Source organism: Brachyspira suanatina (genome assembly GCF_001049755.1).
In the GTDB taxonomy this organism is placed as follows: Bacteria; Spirochaetota; Brachyspiria; order Brachyspirales; family Brachyspiraceae; genus Brachyspira; species Brachyspira suanatina.
The window spans coordinates 161,216-183,809 of sequence record NZ_CVLB01000001.1 but is presented as its reverse complement, the minus strand read 5'-3'; the positions used below and the strand labels follow the sequence as shown (position 1 = coordinate 183,809).

General features: G+C 29.4%; 19 protein-coding genes and 1 rRNA gene. 3 read left to right on the top strand and 17 right to left on the bottom strand.

Going from position 1 to position 22,594, the window contains the following annotated elements; all coding sequences use genetic code 11:
* Nucleotides 1-202: 202 nt before the first annotated feature.
* The 9 genes from BRSU_RS00800 to citD all read right to left on the bottom strand — a co-directional run bounded on the left by BRSU_RS00800 (nucleotide 203) and on the right by citD (nucleotide 7,804).
* Nucleotides 203-613 (bottom strand): hypothetical protein, encoded by a 411-nt coding sequence (locus BRSU_RS00800; RefSeq protein ID WP_048593352.1) that lies wholly within the window; start codon nucleotides 611-613, stop codon nucleotides 203-205.
* 21 nt (nucleotides 614-634) lie between these two features.
* On the bottom strand, nucleotides 635-1,507 hold the full coding sequence (prmC, locus tag BRSU_RS00795) for a peptide chain release factor N(5)-glutamine methyltransferase (protein ID WP_048593351.1): 873 nt from the start codon (nucleotides 1,505-1,507) through the stop codon (nucleotides 635-637).
* A gap of 7 nt (nucleotides 1,508-1,514) precedes the next feature.
* Entirely contained in the window at nucleotides 1,515-1,844 is a 330-nt protein-coding gene (locus BRSU_RS00790) for a cupin domain-containing protein (protein WP_048593350.1), read from the bottom strand.
* Nucleotides 1,845-1,965: 121 nt separating this feature from the next.
* Entirely contained in the window at nucleotides 1,966-3,468 is a 1,503-nt protein-coding gene (locus BRSU_RS00785) for a tripartite tricarboxylate transporter permease (protein ID WP_048593349.1), read from the bottom strand.
* Between the two features lie 21 nt (nucleotides 3,469-3,489).
* Nucleotides 3,490-3,960 carry a tripartite tricarboxylate transporter TctB family protein gene (locus tag BRSU_RS00780; protein WP_048593348.1) on the bottom strand — a complete coding sequence of 157 codons (471 nt, stop codon included), beginning with the start codon at nucleotides 3,958-3,960 and terminating at the stop codon, nucleotides 3,490-3,492.
* Nucleotides 3,961-4,036: 76 nt separating this feature from the next.
* Nucleotides 4,037-5,026: a Bug family tripartite tricarboxylate transporter substrate binding protein gene (locus BRSU_RS00775; protein ID WP_048593347.1), complete on the bottom strand. Its 990-nt coding sequence runs from the start codon at nucleotides 5,024-5,026 to the stop codon at nucleotides 4,037-4,039.
* Nucleotides 5,027-5,056: 30 nt separating this feature from the next.
* Entirely contained in the window at nucleotides 5,057-6,619 is a 1,563-nt protein-coding gene (gene citF / locus BRSU_RS00770) for a citrate lyase subunit alpha (RefSeq protein ID WP_048593346.1), read from the bottom strand.
* 25 nt (nucleotides 6,620-6,644) lie between these two features.
* Nucleotides 6,645-7,544, bottom strand: a complete 900-nt coding sequence (locus BRSU_RS00765; RefSeq protein WP_048593345.1) for an HpcH/HpaI aldolase/citrate lyase family protein — start codon at nucleotides 7,542-7,544, stop codon at nucleotides 6,645-6,647.
* Complete coding sequence (gene citD / locus BRSU_RS00760; RefSeq protein ID WP_020064440.1) at nucleotides 7,541-7,804, bottom strand: citrate lyase acyl carrier protein; 264 nt, start codon at nucleotides 7,802-7,804, stop codon at nucleotides 7,541-7,543. The genes BRSU_RS00765 and citD overlap by 4 nt, the downstream gene beginning before the upstream one ends.
* 293 nt (nucleotides 7,805-8,097) lie before the next feature.
* Here citD and BRSU_RS00755 point away from each other — a divergent pair, with 293 nt between their 5' ends.
* Nucleotides 8,098-9,621 carry a YifB family Mg chelatase-like AAA ATPase gene (locus BRSU_RS00755; protein WP_048593344.1) on the top strand — a complete coding sequence of 508 codons (1,524 nt, stop codon included), beginning with the start codon at nucleotides 8,098-8,100 and terminating at the stop codon, nucleotides 9,619-9,621.
* A 222-nt stretch (nucleotides 9,622-9,843) separates the two neighbouring features.
* Here BRSU_RS00755 and trxB read toward each other — a convergent pair whose 3' ends face one another.
* The 4 genes from trxB to BRSU_RS00735 all read right to left on the bottom strand — a co-directional run bounded on the left by trxB (nucleotide 9,844) and on the right by BRSU_RS00735 (nucleotide 14,580).
* A complete protein-coding gene (gene trxB, locus BRSU_RS00750) occupies nucleotides 9,844-10,776 on the bottom strand; it encodes a thioredoxin-disulfide reductase (RefSeq protein ID WP_048593343.1) in 933 nt (310 codons plus the stop codon).
* Between the two features lie 135 nt (nucleotides 10,777-10,911).
* The gene (locus BRSU_RS00745) at nucleotides 10,912-12,375 is read right to left on the bottom strand and encodes an AlbA family DNA-binding domain-containing protein (protein WP_048593342.1); all 1,464 of its coding nucleotides are present in this window, start codon (nucleotides 12,373-12,375) and stop codon (nucleotides 10,912-10,914) included.
* Between the two features lie 130 nt (nucleotides 12,376-12,505).
* Nucleotides 12,506-13,486 (bottom strand): acetylxylan esterase, encoded by a 981-nt coding sequence (locus BRSU_RS00740; protein WP_048593341.1) that lies wholly within the window; start codon nucleotides 13,484-13,486, stop codon nucleotides 12,506-12,508.
* A 92-nt stretch (nucleotides 13,487-13,578) separates the two neighbouring features.
* Nucleotides 13,579-14,580: an FAD:protein FMN transferase gene (locus tag BRSU_RS00735; RefSeq protein WP_048593340.1), complete on the bottom strand. Its 1,002-nt coding sequence runs from the start codon at nucleotides 14,578-14,580 to the stop codon at nucleotides 13,579-13,581.
* Nucleotides 14,581-14,865: 285 nt separating this feature from the next.
* Between BRSU_RS00735 and BRSU_RS00730 the strand changes: the two genes are divergently transcribed.
* Nucleotides 14,866-15,297 (top strand): PepSY-like domain-containing protein, encoded by a 432-nt coding sequence (locus tag BRSU_RS00730; protein WP_048593339.1) that lies wholly within the window; start codon nucleotides 14,866-14,868, stop codon nucleotides 15,295-15,297.
* Between the two features lie 88 nt (nucleotides 15,298-15,385).
* On the opposite strand, the gene rsmD is transcribed toward BRSU_RS00730, so the two are convergent.
* Together rsmD and BRSU_RS00720 are read right to left on the bottom strand one after the other, a co-directional pair.
* Complete coding sequence (rsmD, locus tag BRSU_RS00725) at nucleotides 15,386-15,949, bottom strand: 16S rRNA (guanine(966)-N(2))-methyltransferase RsmD (RefSeq protein WP_048593338.1); 564 nt, start codon at nucleotides 15,947-15,949, stop codon at nucleotides 15,386-15,388.
* Between the two features lie 38 nt (nucleotides 15,950-15,987).
* Nucleotides 15,988-16,662 carry a hypothetical protein gene (locus BRSU_RS00720; protein WP_048593337.1) on the bottom strand — a complete coding sequence of 225 codons (675 nt, stop codon included), beginning with the start codon at nucleotides 16,660-16,662 and terminating at the stop codon, nucleotides 15,988-15,990.
* Between the two features lie 164 nt (nucleotides 16,663-16,826).
* On the opposite strand from BRSU_RS00720, the gene BRSU_RS00715 reads away from it, so the two are divergent.
* Nucleotides 16,827-19,529, top strand: coding sequence for a YidC/Oxa1 family membrane protein insertase (locus tag BRSU_RS00715; protein WP_048593336.1), 2,703 nt, complete (start codon nucleotides 16,827-16,829; stop codon nucleotides 19,527-19,529).
* A 12-nt stretch (nucleotides 19,530-19,541) separates the two neighbouring features.
* On the opposite strand, the gene BRSU_RS00710 is transcribed toward BRSU_RS00715, so the two are convergent.
* Nucleotides 19,542-20,273, bottom strand: a complete 732-nt coding sequence (locus BRSU_RS00710) for a GntR family transcriptional regulator (protein WP_048595110.1) — start codon at nucleotides 20,271-20,273, stop codon at nucleotides 19,542-19,544.
* A gap of 196 nt (nucleotides 20,274-20,469) precedes the next feature.
* A 16S ribosomal RNA gene (locus BRSU_RS00705) occupies nucleotides 20,470-21,984 on the bottom strand.
* Between the last annotated feature and the right edge of the window lie 610 nt (nucleotides 21,985-22,594).

Genomic DNA, 22,594 nt, shown 5'->3' with positions numbered 1-22,594 from the left:
TTTTGTAAACTCCTTTAAATTAAATTTTTAAAAATTAGCTTCAATCTTATATTAATTTCATACTATATACAATAATTAATATGTGATTTTTTCTGACTTTTTATTAAAAAAATTTAATTTTTATATAGTTTTGTATTAAATGAACAATAATTAAACAAATTCATGATTATTTTTTAGATAAAAGTAAATAGTATATTTAATATTAATTTGAATATTTTTCTAATAATTCATCTATTAATTTTATTTTATCTTTATTTTTTATATGATAGAATTTACCTATTGTTGTAGGAAAATAATCTTCTTCTTTTAATTTATATATCTTTACTTTTGCAGCTATTACCCAATCTGAAATATTAACTCTCTCAATTTCATTTTTAGTAAACTTAATATTAAATTTATCAAGAGAATCTGAATCAGTCAAAGCCTCCGCAACGGCAACAGTAGTTAAACCATCAGCTATCATTATTCTAGTACCTTTTAAAAATTTCTTTTCTTTTACTTTTTCTACCCCTGCTTTCACTTCTGCAAATACTATATTATGTTTATAAAATATATCCAAAAGTTTAATATCTCCATGCTCCCCTCTTCTACTTCCAAATTTCACATACTGCATATCATTCTCCTTAAAATTAAATTAACAATTCTTAATATTCTCACAAACAAGAAACCTGTCTTTGCCGCTTAAATCTTTTTTTACTGATACATTTTTTATATCAAGAGAATTGCATATATTAATCAATGCATCTCCCTGATCATAGCCTATTTCAAAAAAGAAAGCTCCATTATCTTTTAAATATTTTTCTATTATACTTAAAAAACTCTTATAAAAATCAAGTCCGTCATAACCGGAATACAATGCATTTTGAGGCTCGAACTCCAAATCTTTTTGAAGAGAATCTTTATCTCTTAAAGGCACATAAGGAGCGTTTGAAACTATTATATCAAATTTATTTTCGGGAGTAAAACTTAAAGCATCAGTATTTATTATATTTATAATTTTTTCATCGCCTAATATATTTAAAGCATTTTTCTTTATAACTTGAAAAGCTCCATTACTAATTTCAATAGCTGTAATATCAATGTTTTTATTCTGCTCTAAAAATAATTTTTTTAATGTTATGGGTATATTTCCGCTACCTGAACCAATATCGCATACTGAAATATTATATTTATTCTTTGTATAATCCAACACCAAATCAATAAGCTCTTCAGTTTCTGGTCTCGGTATAAGCACATTACTATCAACATAAAAATCAAAACCGTAAAACTCTTTTTTATTTATGATATAAGATAAAGGCTCATAATTAAGACGTCTATTTATAAAACTCTCTATTTTATTTATATCACTCTCTGTAAGCTCTTTTAAACCTTCTGATATTAATTTTATCTTACTAATACATAAAGCATGCATTATAATAGTTTGTGCCTCAATATATGATACTTTATAATCATCATTGATTTTTTCTAATTGTTTAGAATAATATATTATAGCATTATTAATATTCATATTTAAATTAATTACTTAGGAAATCATATCTTTTAGGTGTAAAAGTATCTAAAACTTTACCTTCCTTAATGCATTTACATCCATGGGGCATATTTTTCGCAAAATGCAAACTATCTCCAGCTTTGCATAAATATTCTTCTCCATTTACTGTAAACTCAAATTCACCATCTATAATATATGTAATTTGTTCATGTTCATTATGAGAATGAATTTCAGCTATAGCTCCCTCATCAAATTCCATATAAACAGTCATTAAATTATCAGAATAAGCCAGTATTCTTCTTTTTAATCCATTACCTAAATTCTGTAAATTAGTTTTATTAAAATCTTGATACATTATAATTCCTTTTATATATTGATAATTATATTATATAATAATTTAAAAAAATATATATAATACAAAAGGCTAGGCCAAATATACAAAGCCTAGCCTTAACATATAAAGGACATTAATTAATTTAATTCTGTTTAGCTTTTTTATTTTTATCTATAACGATTTTTATTATAGGGTATAGTATAGAAGCTATAGTCAATATTAATAATACTAGACATATTGGAGATTTAACAAATATAGACATATCTCCATCAGCAACTTTATAAGCTCTTCTAAAATACTGTTCCATACTATTTCCTATTATAACAGCTAATACCATAGGACTGCTAGGAATTTTAGCTTTGGACATTAAGAACCCTATAAGTCCGAATATTATCAATACATAGAAATCATGAGTAGTATAGCTTATAGCATAAGTACCTATAAAAGTTAATCCCAATACTATAGGATACAATATTTTAGGAGGTATAGCTAATACTCTTACTAAAAGTCCTGCTAATGGAATATTAACTACTGCAAGTATTATGTTACCAATGAACATACTAGCAATAAGACCCCATACAACAGTAGTTTGAGTAGTGAACAATGTAGGACCAGGCTGTAATCCTAACATAAGCAAAGCACCCATCATAACAGCAGTAGTACCAGAACCAGGAACTCCTAATGCTAACATAGGAATCATAGCACCAACAGAAGCTGCATTGTTTGCTGCTTCAGGAGCTGCAACTCCCTCTATAGCACCATTACCAAATTCTTCTGGATGTTTAGATAATTGTTTTTCATTGTTATAGCTCATCAAAGCAGCCATAGTACCGCCTGCTCCAGGTAAAGCACCAATAATGAATCCGAAAGGCGAACTTCTTATAATAGGCCATACACATCTTTTCCATTCTTCCATACTAATCCATATACGACCGAATTTAGTCTGCATTTTTTTCTTACCTTCTTCTATGTTTTTGAAGCTCTTTAACACCTCTCCTAAAGCATACATAGCGATAATTATTATAAGAAAATCTATTCCAGATTGAAGCTCTAATATTCCAAAAGTAAATCTATTAACACCTGACTGAGGATCTGTACCTATAGTAGCTACCATAAGTCCAAAGACCATAGAAATAAATCCTTTTATTGCATTACCTTCAGTCATAGAAGCAGTAGCAGATAATGCGAATAAAAATAACATGAAATATTCAGCAGGTCCAAATTTTAAAGCAAAACGAGATACAGGTACAGCAACAAAAGCCATTATTACAGTAGCTATTGTACCACCTATAAAAGAAGCTATGGCAGATATAGCTAAAGCTTGTTCGGCTCTTCCTTGAAGTGCCATAGGATAACCATCAAAAGTAGCCGCAACAGCTGCACCGTCTCCAGGTGTATTTATAAGTATAGAAGATCTTGATCCGCCGTACATAGCACCATAATAAACACCGCCCATAGTTATAAGTGCTGCAACAGGTCCCATAGTAAATGTAAGAGGAAGCAATATAGCAACACCTGTAGCAGGTCCAAGTCCTGGAAGCATTCCTATAACAGTACCTAAAACACCTCCTATAGTTACCCATAGTATATTTATAGGTTGTATAGCTACTCCAAAACCTTCCATTAATAATTTAAAACTTTCCATAAATAGCATTCTCCATTTTTATTATATTATACCGAATGGTGATCTAGGTAAGTAAATACCTAAAAATACATTAAATATTAAAAAAGCTATAACGCTAAATAATACAGCAACTATAGTTGAAACTTTCCAGGCCTTAAGACCTCCAAATATCAAAAGCTCTATTTCAAGGAATATTATTGTAGCAAATACATATCCTATTATATTAAATAATACAGCATAAAGAATAGAATTAACTACTGTAATGGCTATTTTCTTACCATTATTTCCTATAGAAAACTGTACAGTTTCTTTTTTTTCTTTTTTAGAATTTTTTATGGTATCATCTATTAATAGAAGAACACCTAATACTATAAAAGCTATTCCAAGTATTGCAGGGAAAATTTTTGGTTCTGCTGCCCTTCCTATACTGGCATCCGGCAATTGAAAAGTTATAATTGTATAAGCTATACCAACTGCTATAGTAATTATTGATGACAATCCTGTTATTGTCATAACCCCTCCTAATTTGTTTTTTAAAGCCCAATTAATATACATTAATTGAGCTTTATTTATTAATATTTATATATGTTTATTTTTTCAACATACCAATATCTTCTAATATTGTTTTATAATCTTGTTCTGATTGTTCTAACAATTTTACGAAATCTTCTGAATTAAGATAATATTGATCCCAATCGTAATTAGCACAAGCATCTTTCCATTCTTGAGTTTCAACCATCTTAGCTAAAGCATCTTTCCAGAAAGTAACTGCATATTCAGGCATTCCAGGAGCTCCGAATAATCCTCTCCAGTTAACGAAAGTCTCATTTATTCCAGATTCAATACAAGTAGGTATTTCACCTTTTATTCCTGTTCCTATTCTTCTATCAGCAGTTTGTGCTAAAACTCTTAAATCACCGCTTTCAACTAAACCCATAACATCAGCCAAACTTGTAGAGAATAAATCTATATGTCCACCCAAAACCTGTGTAGCACCATCATCATCGAAAGCAATATAATCTATTTGATCCAAATTTGGAACACCAGCAGCTCTAGCCATAATTAAGAACTGAACATGGTCCATAGATCCAGCAGAAGATGTACCACCTATTTTTACAGATTTAGGATCAGCTTTAAGAGCATTCATTACATCCATGATGTTTTTGTATGGAGAATCAGCTTTAACAACAAAAGCAGCATAATCTGCTATTAAATTAGCTAAAGGTGTAAGATCTCTGAAACTATATTCTGTTGTACCATTTAAATTTAAGAAAATGATAGGAGGAGAATAAACTGTTATAGTTCTTGCATCACCTTTTTTAGTTTGTAAAGTACCAAGATGAACAGCACCGCCTGCTCCTGGAGCATTTCTTACAGGCATAGGAACTTTTACTATTTTAGTGTCTTGAAGAACTTTTCCTATTGTTCTAATGGTTAAATCCCAACCACCGCCTGCACCTGCTGGAGCTACAAAATCCAAGTTTCCGCTAGGATAATTAGCAGCTGAATCAGCACCTTTACATGAAGCCATTATAAATATAATGGACATAACGAGTAAACTTTTGAATAAAGTTTTCATATTAAACTCCTTAATATTTTATTAAAAAAATTATTTTTTTACTTGGTAAATTACATCTATTACACTTCCGTCTCTATATTCAATTACTCCAACTATATTATCGGTATATTGAATTTTATCAGGAACCCCTGTAATAGATATAACTTCCTCGTATAGATCTCTAATATCTCTATGTTCTATATTATTTCTATTAAGAACATCTATTAAATCTTTTCTATTAGGATTAACGCATACTCCTCTGTCAGATACTAATATATCTACACTTTCCCCTGGAGTTACTATGTTTGTTACTTTATCAGTAATAATAGGCATTCTTTTTCTAATAGAAGGTACTGTCATTAATGTTACTTTAGCACCTGCTGCTGTATCAGGAGCACCACCCAAAGCACCCATAATCAATCCATGAGAACCTGTTAAAGAGTTAACATTGAAATTCAAATCTATCTCTGTAGCAGAGAGCATCATCATATCTAATTTATGAGCAACACAGCTTCCATTATTAGGATTAGCATACATAGAAGCTGACATTTCTATATATCCTTTTTCTTCGCCTATAGCATTAGCAATAGATCCGTCAAATGTCTGAGTATCCAATAAACTGTCAAATAATCCTTCTTTAAATAAATTCAAAAGATAAGCATTTATTCCGCCTGATACAAAAGAGCCTTTTATATTGTTTTCTATCATATACTCTCTTAAATATCTGCATACAGCCAAAGAAGCTCCGCCTGCTCCAGCTTGGAAAGAATATCCATTTTTTATAAGTTCACATCCTATAAGTATTTCAGCAGCCTTTTCAGCTATAAGAAGTTCTGTAGGATTTGTAGTTATTCTAGTAGCTCCTGTAGCTATCAAATTAGGATCTCCCAAAGAATCTACAACTACAACTGAATCTACATATATTTCAGGTATTGATACTCTATGCAAAGGATATTGAACTAAATTATCAGTAATAGCAACTACATAATCAGCATATAAAGCATCTATCATAGGATAGCCCATAGCACCGAAAGCACTTTTTCCTTCACTTCCATTCATATTGCCTTCTTCATCACATGCAGGTGCCCCTATAAATGCTACATCTATTTTTACTTCTCCTGCCTCTATAGCTCTTGCTCTTCCACCATGAGTTCTAAATACAACAGGTTTTTTTAATATATTATCTGTAGAAACCGCTTTTCCTATTTCTCCTCTTAATCCTGATGTTGCTATAGAAGTTATTACTCCGCTTTTTATATATTCAATTAATCCCTCATGAGCATTAGTGAATGATGATGTACATATAGAAATATCTTTTATACCCATTTTAGATATTTCTTCTACAACAAGCATTATTACTCCGTCGCCGTTTCTCAAATGATGATGAAATGATATAGTCATACCATCTTTTAAACCACTTTTTTCTATAGCCTCTCTGATAGAAGAACATAACTTTTTATTATTAGGTTTATGATTTTTTATTCTTCTTGATTGTGTTTGCTGATTCTCTTTATTATAGTAGTAAAAAGCACCCATAAATGGTTTTACTTTACCATATCCCTCTATATATTCTGGTAATTCTATTCCTAATGAATTAGTTATTTTATTACCCATTTTTAACTCCTATTAATTAGAATTATCACTTAATCATTCCAGCTGATCTTGCTAATGCCACAATTTTTTCAGCTTTTTCTATTATAGGAATATCTATCATTTTTCCATTTAATGATATTACTCCGCCATTACTAATATCGGTTTTACTAGCAACTTCTAAAACTTCTAAAGAATATGCTATATCCTCTTTTTTAGGAAGATATGCTTTATGCAAATAAGGTATCTGTGCTGGGTGTATACATGCTTTTCCTGTAAAACCTAAACTTCTTGCTCTTTCACATTGTACTTGAAAACCTTCCATATCATCTATTTTAGTATAAACACCATCAACACAAGCTACTCCGGCAGCATGAGCTTCCATTACTATTTTTCCTCTAGCATAAGCTAATTCTTCTTCTTCTTTTGTTCTTTCTATACCCATACATCTTGTAAAATCTTCAGCACCCAATGAAATTCCTATTACTCTGTCAGAAGCAGTTGCTATATTATAAGCATTATATACTCCTATAGGTGTTTCTAATGCGGCAGCTATTACTACTGTTCCTTTTGGTATTCCGTTTTCAGATTCTACTTTTGTTAAAAAATCATCTACTTGTTTTATTTCTTCTGGAGTATCACACATAGGAAGACGTATATGTTTAAGTCCTGCCTGAACTAAATATTTTATATCATCAAATCCAAACGGAGTTTTTATAGAATTTACTCTGGCAAAAATAGGTATTGTTCCATAATTGATACTTTTTAATGCTTCTATTAATAATTCTCTAGCATCTTCTTTCTCTTTTAAAGCAACAGCATCTTCTAAATCAAATATAATTGCATCTGGTTTATAAACAACAGCATTATACAATAATTTAGGGTTGCTGGCAGGGGCAAATAACCATGATCTGCAATTAACAAAAGGATTATTTTTTTTATTACTCATTTTACTGCCTCCAAACTCTTTATAGCCCTTCTAATAGCCATTCTAGTTCTTGCTCTTATACAAAAGTCCAAAGCTCCATAATCATCTACATCTATAACTATATTTTTTATATCTGTTTCATTAACTACTTCTTCAACGGCCTTCTTTATATGATTAAAAAACATATGTTTAACTGTAGAATTAATATTGATTACTATACCGCCGCTATTTGTAATAGTGGCATTTATGATAGCATCATCAGATATTTTTTTAGTAGCCATAAAAAATCCTTAAAACTAATTATACTAGTCGACTAATCATACCAGTATAATATATATTATATTCAAAAAAATAGGATTGTCAATTTTTTCGATTAATTAAATAAGAAGAAAATTAAAAAAAAACATTTTTTCTTTCTTCAAACAGTAATAATAAATTATAATAACCAATATTATTTATTACTATAGTCACATATCATTAAAAATTCATAAAAATAGTTAGAATCAAAGGCTTAAAATGATAAAAAAATTTGTTTAACTATATGCATATAATAATTAACACAACGGAGTTTTATATGCATACAAAAATATATTCAGAAGCTCTTTATGGAATAGAAGGAATACCTATTGTAATAGAAGTTAATATATCCGAAGGACTGCCTAAATTCGATGTTGTGGGCTTACCAGATCAGGCAGTAAATGAAGCAAAAGAGAGAGTAATTGCCGCAATAAATAACAGCGACAGGTTTTTTCCGCCTAAAAGAATAACTATAAATTTAGCACCTGCAGATTTAAAGAAAACAGGAAGCATGTACGATTTGCCATTTGCTTTGGGTATACTTTCATCAAGTACACAAGTATTTTTCTCTGACTTTATGGAAAAAACTATTATACTTGGGGAATTAGCATTGGACGGAAGCGTAAGAGAGGTGAAAGGAATATTCTCAATGCTTTTAAATGCCAAAGAATTGGGTATAACAAATGCTATAATACCATTTAATAATATGGAAGAAGCTAATATCATTGATGGACTTAATCTATATCCGGTAAAAACTTTAAAAGAAGCCATAGATGCCATTGAAGGAAAAAAAGCACCTATTATATCAGCAGGTAAATTCAATTTTAATGGCGAAGAAAATGAAAATATAGACTTTTCAGATGTTAAAGGTCAGGAATATGCTAAAAGAGCAGCAATGATAGCAGCAGCGGGAGGACATAACTTTATAATGATAGGCTCACCTGGATGCGGTAAAACTTTAATAGCAAAAAGAATACCTACAATACTTCCTCCATTAACATTCGAAGAAGCTTTGGAAGTTACAAAAATTTATTCTTCTTATGGGTTATTATCAAAAAATATGCCTATAGTAAAAAAACGCCCTTTTAGAATACCTCATCATACTTCTTCTTATGTAAGTTTAGTAGGAGGCGGAAGAAATATAAAGGCTGGAGAAATTACTTTAGCCCATAACGGAGTTTTATTTCTTGATGAGTTTGTAGAGTTTCAAAGCTCAGCACTTCAAACTTTAAGAGAACCTATGGAAGAAAAAACTATAACTATAAGCAGAGCAAATGGAAGCATTTCTTTTCCTGCTAATTTCACTTTGATTGCCGCTATGAATCCTTGCCCTTGCGGTTATTATGGAGATGAAAAACATACATGCAGATGTTCTGATATAGCTAGAAAAAAATACATTGCCAAACTTTCAGGCCCTATACTAGACAGGATAGATATATCAATAGAGGTACGTGCCGTTGAATATGCTAAAATGACTTCAAAATCTGATGGAGAGAGTTCTGCCTCTATGCGTAAAATAGTTACTGAAGCTAGAAAAAAACAGGAAAAAAGATTCAAAGATAATGGACTTAAAATATTTTCAAATTCATCTATGGGTATAAAAGATACTGAAAAATTCTGCATATTAGATGATAAAGCTAAAAATCTGCTTAATATGGCTATGGAAAGATTTTCAATGAGTGCAAGAAGTTATAATAAAATATTGAAGGTATCAAGAACTATAGCTGACTTAGATGATAAAGATATTATAGGAGTAGATCATGTTACAGAGGCTTTGCAGTACAGATTTAATTTAAATTAATTTAAAAATTATGCAAATAAAAATATCTTAACCTTTTAAATTAAAGATAATATCATAATTATAAATATTAAAAAATAATTTATACTTGCACTTTTTTGAAGTGTATCCAAATTTATAATGATATAATGTTATTAACTATATTGCGGAAAAAATTAAAAGATAAAAAGAGCTTAACTTAATTAAAAGCTAAACTCTTTTTTATTAAAAATTATAAAATTAAAATCAAGCTTTATTCAAATAATGAGTTACGCTCATAGCAGCAACCGCACCTTCTCCAACAGCATTTGCAACCTGACGAACTGGTTTTAATATAGAATCTCCGCAGGCAAATACACCAGGAATATTAGTTTCCATTGTAGACATGTCTGTAACTATGTGTCCAGTTTCTTTTAATTCTAAACCAGTATCTTTCAAGAAATGTGTTGAAGGCTCCTGACCTACGAATACAAATACACCATCTACTGCCTGATCATGCATAGAACCGTCTACAACATTTTTTATTTTTATACTATTAACTTTACCGTCTCCGCAAATCTCATCTATTACAGAATCAAGTACATATTCTACTTTTCCAGTATCTGTTAAATGTTTTACGTTTATAGGCTCAGCTCTGAACTCTTTTCTTCTATGAACTAAATATATTTTATTAACGAATCTTGTAAGGAAATAAGCCTCATCAAAAGCACTGTTTCCGCCTCCAACTACAGCAACAGTTTTATTTCTGTAGAAAGCACCGTCACAAGTAGCACAATATGAAACGCCTTTTCCAGCAAATGCATCTTCTCCCTTAGTACCTAATTTTTTAGATGATCCGCCCATAGCAAGTATTATTGTTTTTGTTTCATAAGTATTACCGTCAGCAGTGATAACTTTTTTTACTTCATCTTTAATATTTTCTACTTTTATAACTTCATCATAAACTATTTCATTTTTAGAGAATTTTTCAGCATGCTGCTGCATTCTAGCTACCAATTCAAAAGCACTCATCTCTTCCGGAAAACCTAAATAGTTCTCAACAGCATCAGTACTCATCATCTGACCGCCTATACCTTTCTTTTCTATCAAAATAGAATTTGTTAAAGCTCTTCCTAAATAAAGCATAGCAGAAAGTCCAGCAGGACCGCCGCCTATTATAACACTATCATATACAGACATATATAAACACTCCTTTTTATTATTAGTAACCATTATTATATAATATATATTTTAATAGTCAAGTTAGATACATCAAACATTTAAATATTTTAATTATTTAAAATGTTTTTTCTTAATTACATACAAACATTTCAATTACTTAAAATGTTTTTTTACATATGCTATTATCTCGCTGGCATTTGCAATCTCTCTAGAAGAATTTCCTACTCTTATATAGAATTTTTCTTCTTTAGCACCCTGTTTATTTGTAATTTTAGTATATACAGGCTCCCTTCCCTTTCTTATATAAACAATACATATATCTTTACCTTCATGAGTTACAAAATCAATCCTTATACCTTCAGCAGAAAAAGCATTTCCATAGTATGTTTCTATAAGAGTTCTAAGATGAAGCTCAAAGAAATCTCTATTAGGCTGTCTTAATGTAGAATAATCATGCTCAAGCCCTATTATTTCCCCATCATTAGTAATACCTATGAATAATCTTCCGCCTTCAGTATTGCTGAATGCCGCAATAGACTTCATAATAACTTCTTCTAAAGCCTTATTTATTTTCTCTGTATTACTGTCATATCTTAATGTGGATTTAAACTCTACATTAGTATTTTCACCGTCTTCTATAATCTTAGTTATATTCATATGATTTCTTTTTAATTCTTCAATCATTCTAATATAATGTATAGCAAGCATTACTATTATCACTATAGTAACAATTACAAATATAACTAAGAATAGTATTATAGGTATTTGTATCTTATTTATTAAATCCTTTTCAGGAATGATTATACCTATTTGTATATTATTATTTGCTACGGCAAAAGTGCCTTTATATCCCCAATAATTATTATCCTTATATGAAACTTTTATCATATCCTCATTAGTTCCATCAAATTCTTCTGTCATAATATCAGCTATAACATTATAATCTAAATTATCTCTTACAGCATTTGTATCAGAATATGATATAGGAAAAGTAATTTTACTGTTTCCTGTTATAAGGTATGCATGCATATTATCAATATCTCTAAGCTCTACATCACTGAAGTTTACATTAAATTGAGAAATATATTCAAAAGCAACATTCTCATTAGCTATGTATATTAAATGTATATAAGGTTTTCCATCTTTTATATAGAAAGAATCAATACTAAGCTGTTCAAATGGTACAGATGAATATAGATTACTGCTGCTGTTCGTTACAATATGCCCGACGACTTTATATCCGTTGCCTTCTTTAGTAATAGACATGTAGTTATTACCAACCTGCATAGCTGCTTTTTCTATAAAAGTATGCTTTGGGAAGAAATTAGTTATTAAAATTTTATAAGCTTCAGGAGCCTGATTAACTATATCGAATATAGGAGTCATTTGCATAGAAAAATAGTAGGTAGGATAAAATATTTTAGAATATTCCTCTACTATTGAAGTTTTAACATCTTGAAAAAGAGATTTAAAAATAAATTTTATAGGTATAGGATTTCTAATTTGCATATAAACCAAAACGATTATAAATAAGAACAAAATAGAAATAACCACATCTCTCAATATTCTATTTCTTAATTCAGATTTAGAAAAAAATCTGCCAGATATAATCTTCATACCATATCCATTAATACCTATTATTGTATATAATAATATAACATATATACAAATATTATCAACCTATTTTATTTTTACAAATAATAGCATATCATACATGTATGATATGTATAATATTATAATTATGAAATTATAAATTTAAAGAATTCAAAAATTCCAATTTTCTTTCACTCTGCTCATTATCTCCGCCCTCATGTCCATTAAAAGTATAAACATTAATAGACTTCTCACCGGAATAATTATTATAAGCAGCAAAAACTGTAGAAGGAGGACATAAAATATCCATAAGCCCCACAGAAAATAAAGCCTTCACTTTAGACCTTTTAGCAAAGAAAGCCCCATCAAAATATGATAAAGTTTCAAATGCTCTATTTTCATACATTCTATTAGTTTTGCAAAATCTTGCTATTTCATTATAAGGCAAAGTATCTGTAATAGTGCATGCCCTTTTATAATCGCATAAGAAAGGCACATCTATCATAGCAGCCTCAATTTTTTCATTTTTTAGTGCTGAAAGTCCTAGAAGTGCAAGTGCTATGCCTCCGCCCTGACTAGTACCATTTACAGCAATTTTTCCTGTAAGAGGATGCTCCTTTGCAGCTTCAATGGATTTAAATGCATCTACAAAAACTCTTTTATAGAAATAGTCTTTTTTATCCAATATTCCCATAGTAAGAAAACCGTCAGCATGAGGAGTTGAACCTACAGGATCGGGAGTTGTTGCTCCGTTTCCACCTTCTGCCCCTTGTCCTCTTACCTCCATAACAAATATACTGTATCCTGCTGAAGGAAAAAGTAAATGGCTGTTTGGATAATCTCTTCCTCCACCGTATCCCGGATAATGCATTATACAAGTCAATTTTTCATTATTTTCCCTTGCATATTTAGGTGCTATATACCAGCCGTTTATAACATGCTTTGAATACCCTTTAAATGATACATTCCATACATCAAATAATTTTAAATAGGTATCTATTAAAGTATATTCAGCCTCTGTTTTATGATTATTTTCATTTAAAGTATTAAGCCAAAATTCATCAAAATCCTTAGGCTCTTCACCGCTTCCCTTATATTTATAAAGTTCTTCTAAACTTAAATCAAAAAAAGCCATATAAAACCTCTATAATAAAAAATCAAATTAAACATAATTCATTTATTATGCTCTATAGTATATATATATTTTTTGCAATTTAAAGTGTATATTTAAAAATTATCATTAGTTACTATAAATAATTCACCTTGAGGGGTTACAATATAGGCCTCTTTATACTTAAATGCCTCATTTGTAAAGAAATTAGTACCCATCAAAAATGCTGTTGTAGATAAAGCATCTGCCTCTTCGGCATTAGTATGAACTATAGTAGCAGATATACTATTATAAGTAGGATATCCTATTTCAGCATCTATTATATGATGATAATTAGTTCCGTCCTGAGTAAAATACCTTTCATAATCACCGCTAGTTACTATAGTATAATTTGTAGATTCTAAAAGTCCCAAATATCCGTCAGCATCATTTCTTGGATTTCTTATAGCTATTACCCAAGGCTTACCCTTACTATTAACCCCATTAGCATAAGTATCTCCGCCGTAATCTATTAAATAATTTTTTATGCCGTACTCCGCAAATACATTCTTTAATTTCTCTATTATATAACCTTTACCATAAGAACCAAAATCAAATGTTAAGGGCTTTGATAATTTCAATATCTTTTTATTATCATCATTAGTAATTATGCTTACAGCAGAATAATCTATATTAGCCAAAGCATTATCTATATCCTGTTTTAAAGGTACAGTTTGATTTTCTTTTACCCCAAATCCCCATAACTCTATCAAAGGTCTTACACTTATATCAAAAGATGGATTTAATTTTGAATATTTTAATCCTGTAGTAAATATATGTGCCATTTCATCTGAAATTTCTATTTCAGTTTTTCCGGATAAACTTTCACTATTTATTTTTCCTATTTCGCTTGAAGTATTATACGGATTTACTATATTATCCATTCTGTTTATTTCGTTTGTAATACTGCTTATAAGCTTATCCATATTTTTATCAGAAGTTTCTGCAGTTATATTAAGTATAGTATCGCTTATTACTACTGTAGCTGTTACATATTTATCTTTTGATCTATAAAATGAAATAGCTATTATTAATGCAACCGCTATTATTGGTATAGAAAAATAAATCTTCTTTTTCATGCTCTAATCTCTCATCATTCAAGTTAAATGTATTTAATTATAAACCATTCATAAAAAATAATTGTAAAAGTAAATAATATTTACTATAATTAGATTTAATTTTATACAAAGAGCTCTAAAGTACAATATGTTTTACAATATTCTTAATTTAATAATATTTTGTAAAAAAACTGTAAAATAATAGTAAATTCTATTGACATAAACCATTTTTCTGCTATACTTATAATTGTAAAGATAATTTACAGGAGATTATTAAAAAATACAATTAAATTAAGGAGATTCATTATGACAAAAAAATTATTAGCTTTATTAATATCTTTAACTATTCTTTCTACATCAAGCCTTTTTGCTGATTGGGTAGTACCAGCTTCAGCATTGCCTCAAAAAGCTAGGACTTTTATAAGAAGAGTTTATCCTAATGCTAAGATATGGAAAGTTGAAAGAGATGACGGCAAATTTGAAGTTAAATTGTCTAATGGAGCTTCTATAGATTTTATGCCTAATGGTAATTGGCTTAATATAGATGGAGAATATAACGGAGTACCTATGAGCGTTTTACCTCAGGCTGTAGCTAATACTGTTAGAAGAACTTATCCTCAGGCTAGAATGATAGATGTTGAAAAAGAATGGGGTAATTACAAAATAAAACTTAACAATATGATGGAAATATATGTAGCTGCTAATGGTCAGTTAATGGGTCAGCAATGGGACGATTAATAGATAGATTAAGGTTTATGAAAATATTTTACGGCTAAATGGTTTATGAAAAACTATTAAGAGATGCTTTTTAATAGGCATCTCTTTTTTATATATACTTAAATATTATCAAAACGCTTTCGCCGTAAGTTTTTATATCATATTCCATAATACCGGATATTATATTTTTTAATTCTTCATTTTCTAAAAATTTCTTATAATAATCTGCACCAAACTCTACAGCTAAAACTCCATTATCATTTAATATATTTCTTTTTATTATATTATTTACAACATCAAAATATATCTTTGAATGGTATGGCGGATCTAAATATATAACATCGAATTTATCATTAGTCTTTTTTACATAATCTTCAGCCGATACTCTTTTTATTTTATATATATTTTCATTATCATTGAATATAGCTTTAGCATTAGAAAATATGGTTTTTACGGCCTCTCTGTCTATTTCTATAAAAGCAGCAAATTTAGCATTTCTGCTTAAAGCCTCAAACCCCATAGCACCGCTTCCGGAACATAGATCCAAAAAAGTTTTATTTTCTATATCTATTATATTAAAAAAAGCCTCTTTAACCTTACCCTGTGTAGGTCTGAAATCTCTTTTAGGGGTTATTATTTTTCTTCCCTTTTTATTTCCGGATATTATATGCATAAATTAATTACTCTTTTACAATATTTCTAATAAAACATTTATTTATAAAGAACCCTGATTTGAGCAAATGCTGAACTTACATTTAAATAAAGTATTTTATCAGAGTTGCCAATAACAAAATTAGTTTCACCAAAACTCACACTATCGCCTGTAGGAAGAGAAACAGAACCAAAAGCACTTGAAGCCTTTATATGAACCTGTACCTTATCACTTATAAAAACAACTGTATCTGAAAAAATTGTATTAATATCTATAGCTCTGTTTCTGTCTATTTCCAATTCTGATAAATCTATACTATCAGTTTTGAAATAAACATTATATTTAGTTTTTTTATTTTTTGGTATACTGTCTCTTACATAATGCATGCCGAATAGTATATAAACACCCAAAAATATTATTATCATACCTATAACCATTCTAAATATTGGCGTATATAATATAAAAGGCATATTGATATTAAAGCAGTATCTTATAAGTACATATATTCCTGTACCTATGACAAATAGTCCTAAAAGTATTTTAGATGCATAAAAACCTCTGCCTACAACTATAGCACATCCCCAAGCCATTATCAAAATAGCAACTATTATAGTAAATACCGGAGTATATGCAAGTGCTGGAATATAAATATGAAAAACATATTGTAGCAGAATATAAGCACCTATCAATATAACAATGCTTCCTATCAAAAATCTGGAAAATATAAATTTCATAAATTAAAACCCAAAATAATTTTATTTATTATTTATATAGTAACTAATATTAATAAAAAAACAAGAGTTTTATAAAAATTATTAATATTATGTTAATATACTTTTATAATATAAAATATATGTTATTATATTATTCTCTAATTTTTAAATTTTAAATAATATATATGATATTAGCAGATATATTTTTTGATATTTTTATATTTCCAATAGAATTTATTATAGAAACTTTATTTTTTCTATTTAAGAATATATTTAATTTATCTTATAGTACAAGTATATTCTTATTAAGTTTATCAGTAAATTTTTTATCTCTCCCTCTTTATAATATAGCAGAAAAATGGCAGGAAAAAGAAAGAAACATTCAAAACAAAATGAAGCCTATAATAGATAATATAAAAGCCGTTTATAAAGGTGATCAAAGATATTTACTAATAAGAACCTGTCATAGAATTAACGGATACAAAATAATTTATGCCTTCAGAGGAGTTTTAGGGCTTTTAATACAAATACCTTTCTTTATTGCAGCATATAATTTCATATACAGTTTATCCGATTTATCTCAGGGAAATTTATTTTTCATAAAAGATTTTTCAAAGCCTGATAATTTAATAAACGGTATTAATTTACTCCCATTTACTATGACTATATTCAGTATACTTGCAGGAATGGTTTACAGCAAAAAATTGACTATAAAAGAAAGTATGCCTCTATATATAAGTTCATTAATATTTTTAATCATATTATATAATTCGCCTTCAGGATTATTATTTTATTGGAATATCAACTGCCTATTTTCTTTAATTAAAAATATTGTTTTGGAATATAAATTATATAAGGCATTAAATAAAGATAAAATATTAAAAATATGCAATGTGTTTGTTATATTGGCTTTTATAGTATTGATTGTGATATCTTTTATAAATAAAATAGATATAAAAAATATTTTAACTCTTTTTATAATAATAATATTGACATTAAACTTTGATTATATAGAAAAATCATTGATTAAAAATAATAATTTCATTAAATACAGATATAAACTACTTATATTATCATGTTTGATTATAACCGTACTTTCAGGGCTCTTTATACCTACATCATTGATAAATAATTCAGTATCAGAATTCAATAATCATTTAAGCCTAATAATAAATAATCTTTCAATGAGTATAGGAATATTTTTATTTTATCCTTTGTTTATATATAATATATTTTCAGATAAAACAAAAAATTATATAACATTAGCATTTATATTTTTGTCTGTAATATTCATAATAGACACATTCATTTTTGCTGGTAATTATCCTAATATGAACTCTGATTTTATGTTTGACAGTTCTATTAAAATAGTTAATAAAGATATAATAATCAATACTTTAATGATATTAATTTCTTTCGTTTTTATTTATTTCATTATAAAAAAATCCAAATCCTATGTATTAGTAAATATTGATTATATAATAATATTCGTATTGATTGCCTCATCAATATTTTATACATATAAGATATTAAGCTATGATGATAGATATACAAAAACATCATATAAATTAAAAAACGGAGAAAAAATATTTAATATATCGAGAAATGGAGAAAATATATTCGTTATAATATTGGATAGAGCCATACCTTCATATTGGTTTGATGCCTTTAATAGATTTGAAGAATATAAAGATATGTTTGACGGCTTTACATTCTATCCTAATACTGTTTCATACAATTATAATACCATAACAATAGCATCTATTTATGGAGGTTATGATTATCTACCATACGAAACAAGCACAAATAAGAAAAACAATATTACAAATATTCATAACAATGCATTATTAACATTGCCTCTATCTTTAGAAAAATACGGCTATAAATCTTATATACTTGATCCTGTTTATGCTAATATGTCTTTTGAAGGTGATCTAAGCATATTTAATAATTACAGTAATATCAAAGCATATAATAAAGATTATATATATGATTACAGCATTAACAAATATACAAATGAAAATAATATAATAACATCTAATTTAGATAATGATAAATTGATAAGATTTTCATTTTTTAGGATAATACCTTTATGGCTAAGAAAAACATTATACAGTGGCGGAAAATGGCTTATAAACGAAAATAATATTATGAATACAAGTATAGAAAATTATGCCTTACTAGATTCTATTAAAGATTTAATAAATATAGATGAAAATGGTAATAATTATAATATAATGCATAACAATACCACACATGAACCGCATTATTTTCTTCCTGATTTATTGCCTTCAGTATCTTTGAACTATATAGATACAAATGATTTAAAAATATATAAAGATACAAACAGTGTAAGACATTTTTATGCTAATGCTGCTTCAATGAAAAATATAGTTAAAATTATAAATTTCTTGAAAGATAATAATGTTTATGATAATACAAAAATAATAATTATTTCAGATCATGGATATAGAATAAACGCTAAATATTTTGAAAAGCCTAATACCAAATTCATAGCTTTATATAATTCTTTATTAATGTACAAAGATTTTAATTCAAAAGGCAGATTAAATATTGATACCAATTTTATGACTGTAGCAGATATGCCATATTTAGCAGTTAATCATATAAAAGATATAAAAAACATATTCAATAATAAAATAATAACTAATGATTATAAAACTAATGGTGCTAATATAATAAGAATAAGAAGTTGGAAGCCTGAAAATCAATCATCAAACACTTATGATTTTAATACATATTATCATGTAAATAATAATATATTTGATACTAATAATTGGAAACTATACAATTGGTATTATGACAGCAATTACAGTAAGGAAATAGATTTATCTCTAGGATTCAAAGAAGAAACTACTAATGATTAAAAAATAATATAATTATACTTTATATTTAAAATATTGAGGATATAGATCATATACTTTTTTTAATTTACATCTATAATTGGATAATAAATTATTTTCTAACTGCATTGCTATACTATAATCTTTATTTTTTATAGCATTTATAATATCAGTATGCTGCTTTATAGCAAAATCTACATTGGTTTTAGATATAGATTCAAGTATATGAAATCTTACATAATGAGTTCCAAATTTCAAAATTTTTTCCCATATATTAATCTTATCAAGATTTTTAAATATCTCGCTATGAAATTGTTCATTAAGATCTAAAAATTTCATAATAGAATCTCTATTTAAATTACTAGCTGCTATTTTTTTCTGTTTTTCAAATATATATTCTAAAGAAATTAACAAATTTTCAGAATTAAAATCCTTAGAACATAATAATATCATTATTTCTTTCTCTATAGCAGATCTCATAAATAATGAATCTTCTATTAAGCTAGGATCCAATAAAGAAACATAAGTACCTTTTTGAGGAAAAACATCAATTAATTCTTCATCCACCAATCTAACAATGGCTTCTCTGATTGGAGATCTGCTTACATTAAAGGTTTTCTTTATATTTAATTCGCTGATTTTTTCTCCTGGTTTAAGTACCAATTTCATTATATTTTCTTTTAATACTCTATAGACATATATTCTATTATACTCGTATATTTTTTGTTCTTGCATATTCATATCAATTTCTTTTTGCAACACAGCCATAAAAAAATCTCCAATGTCAACTATAACTATTATAGACATATTATCAAAAAAGTCAAAAATATAAATATTTTTCCAAAAAGACACAAAAAAACCAGCCTCAAAGGCTAGTTTATTTAACGAGGTATAAAAAATATAATATGGAAAAATTCTTTCAAATATGAATAGCAGTAAGATTTAAGTCGGACAATCTCCGAATAAAGGAGGTGATCCAGCCACACCTTCCGGTACGGCTGCCTTGTTACGACTTCACCCTCATCATCAGTCCCACCTTCGGCGCCGCCCCCCTTGCGGTTAGGCTAACGACTTCAGGTAAAACCAACTCCGATGGCGTGACGGGCGGTGTGTACAATCCCCGGGAACGTATTCACCGTAGCGTTCTGATCTACGATTACTAGTGATTCCAACTTCATGGAGTCGAGTTTCAGACTCCAATCCGAACTGAGGCAACTTTTTTGAGTTTTGCTCCACCTCGCGGTCTTGCTTCTCTTTGTACTTGCCATTGTAGCACGTGTGTAGCCCTGGACATAAGGGCCATGAGGACTTGACATCATCCCCACCTTCCTCCTACTTGAACGTAGGCAGTCCCCTAAGAGTGCCCGACATTACTCGGTAGCAACAAAGGGTGAGGGTTGCGCTCGTTGCGGGACTTAACCCAACATCTCACGACACGAGCTGACGACAGCCATGCAGCACCTATGTAAAACGTCCTTGCGGTCTGACTTATCTCTAAATCATTCATCTTACAATTCAAACCCAGGTAAGGTTTTTCGCGTATCATCGAATTAAACCACATGCTCCACCACTTGTGCGGGGACCCGTCAATTTCTTTGAGTTTCACCCTTGCGGGCATACTCCTCAGGCGGTACACTTAAGACGTTAGCTACGGCACTCCTATTTAAATAGAAGCACCTAGTGTACAACGTTTACGGCTAGGACTACCAGGGTATCTAAGCCTGTTTGCTCCCCTAGCTTTCGTGATTCAGCGTCGATAAATGCCCAGATGACTGCCTTCGCTATAGGTGTTCCTCTCGATATCTGCGCATTCCACCGCTACACCGAGAATTCCATCATCCCCTACAATATCCAAGACTCACAGTATCCGAGGCGTTTCCGAAGTTAAGCTTCGGTCTTTCACCTTAGACTTATAAGTCCGCCTACTCACCCTTTACGCCCAGTAAATCCGAGCAACGTTTGCCTCCTACGTATTACCGCGGCTGCTGGCACGTAGTTAGCCGAGGCTTACATTATCTACTGTCACTCATTCTTCGATAATTTCCGAGGTTTACAACCCGAAGGCCTTCATCCCTCACGCGATGTCGCTCCATCAGACTTTCGTCCATTGTGGAAGATTCTCAGCTGCTGCCTCCCGTAGGAGTCTGGGCCGTATCTCAGTCCCAATGTGGCCGGTCACCCTCTCAGGTCGGCTACCTATCGTAGCTTTGGTAGGCCGTTACCCTACCAACAGGCTAATAGGCCGCAGGCTCATCGTAAAGCGGATCGCTCCTTTCCTCTACTCTACTTATGTAGCAAGAGTATATGCGGTATTAGTCCATGTTTCCATGGGTTATCCCCCACTCTACGGCAGATTACCTACGTGTTACTCACCAGTTCGCCGCTAACTTATCCAGTTGCCCGAATAAGCCCGCTCGACTTGCATGCTTAAGACGCATCGCCAACGTTCGCTCTGAGCCAGAATCAAACTCTCCATACTCACTTTTGTGAATCTGAAATGATTCTTTATTTTTCTATTCTACTGAATAGAGATTTACTTACTTAAAGAAATGTTACAAATTGTAACCGTTGGGTCATAGAACTTATTAAGTTCGTTTACACCAGTTGTGTTTTGTTTTTCTTAAATTGCTTCTGCTATCCATATTTCAAAGAACTTTTATTTTTGTTTATGTCAGCTGATGTTTCGTTTTGTTTTTTGTTTCTCATCAACTGTTTTATTATTATAGCATACACCTAAAAAAACACAATAGCTAAAAAGGGCGTTTTTTATAAAACTTCAGGCTTTTTTATTAAAATACAGTATTTATAAAACATATAATACATATTGAGGCTAGCTAAAAATATATTTTGCCATTTTTGCCAAAAATGAGCCCCAAAATAGCCTAAAAATCTTGAAATTTAGGGAATTTTTGGGTAATTTTTGGAAAATTTATTCTGAAAAATTCAAAATTTTGGGATTTTTTAGAATAAATTTCAAAAAAAGTTCGTAAAAAAATTAAAATTCAAGAAATCTCAGGAAATTTTAAGACTAAATTTCCAAAAAATACTCATAAAAAATTAAAATTAATGAAATTCAGCGGAGTTTCTAA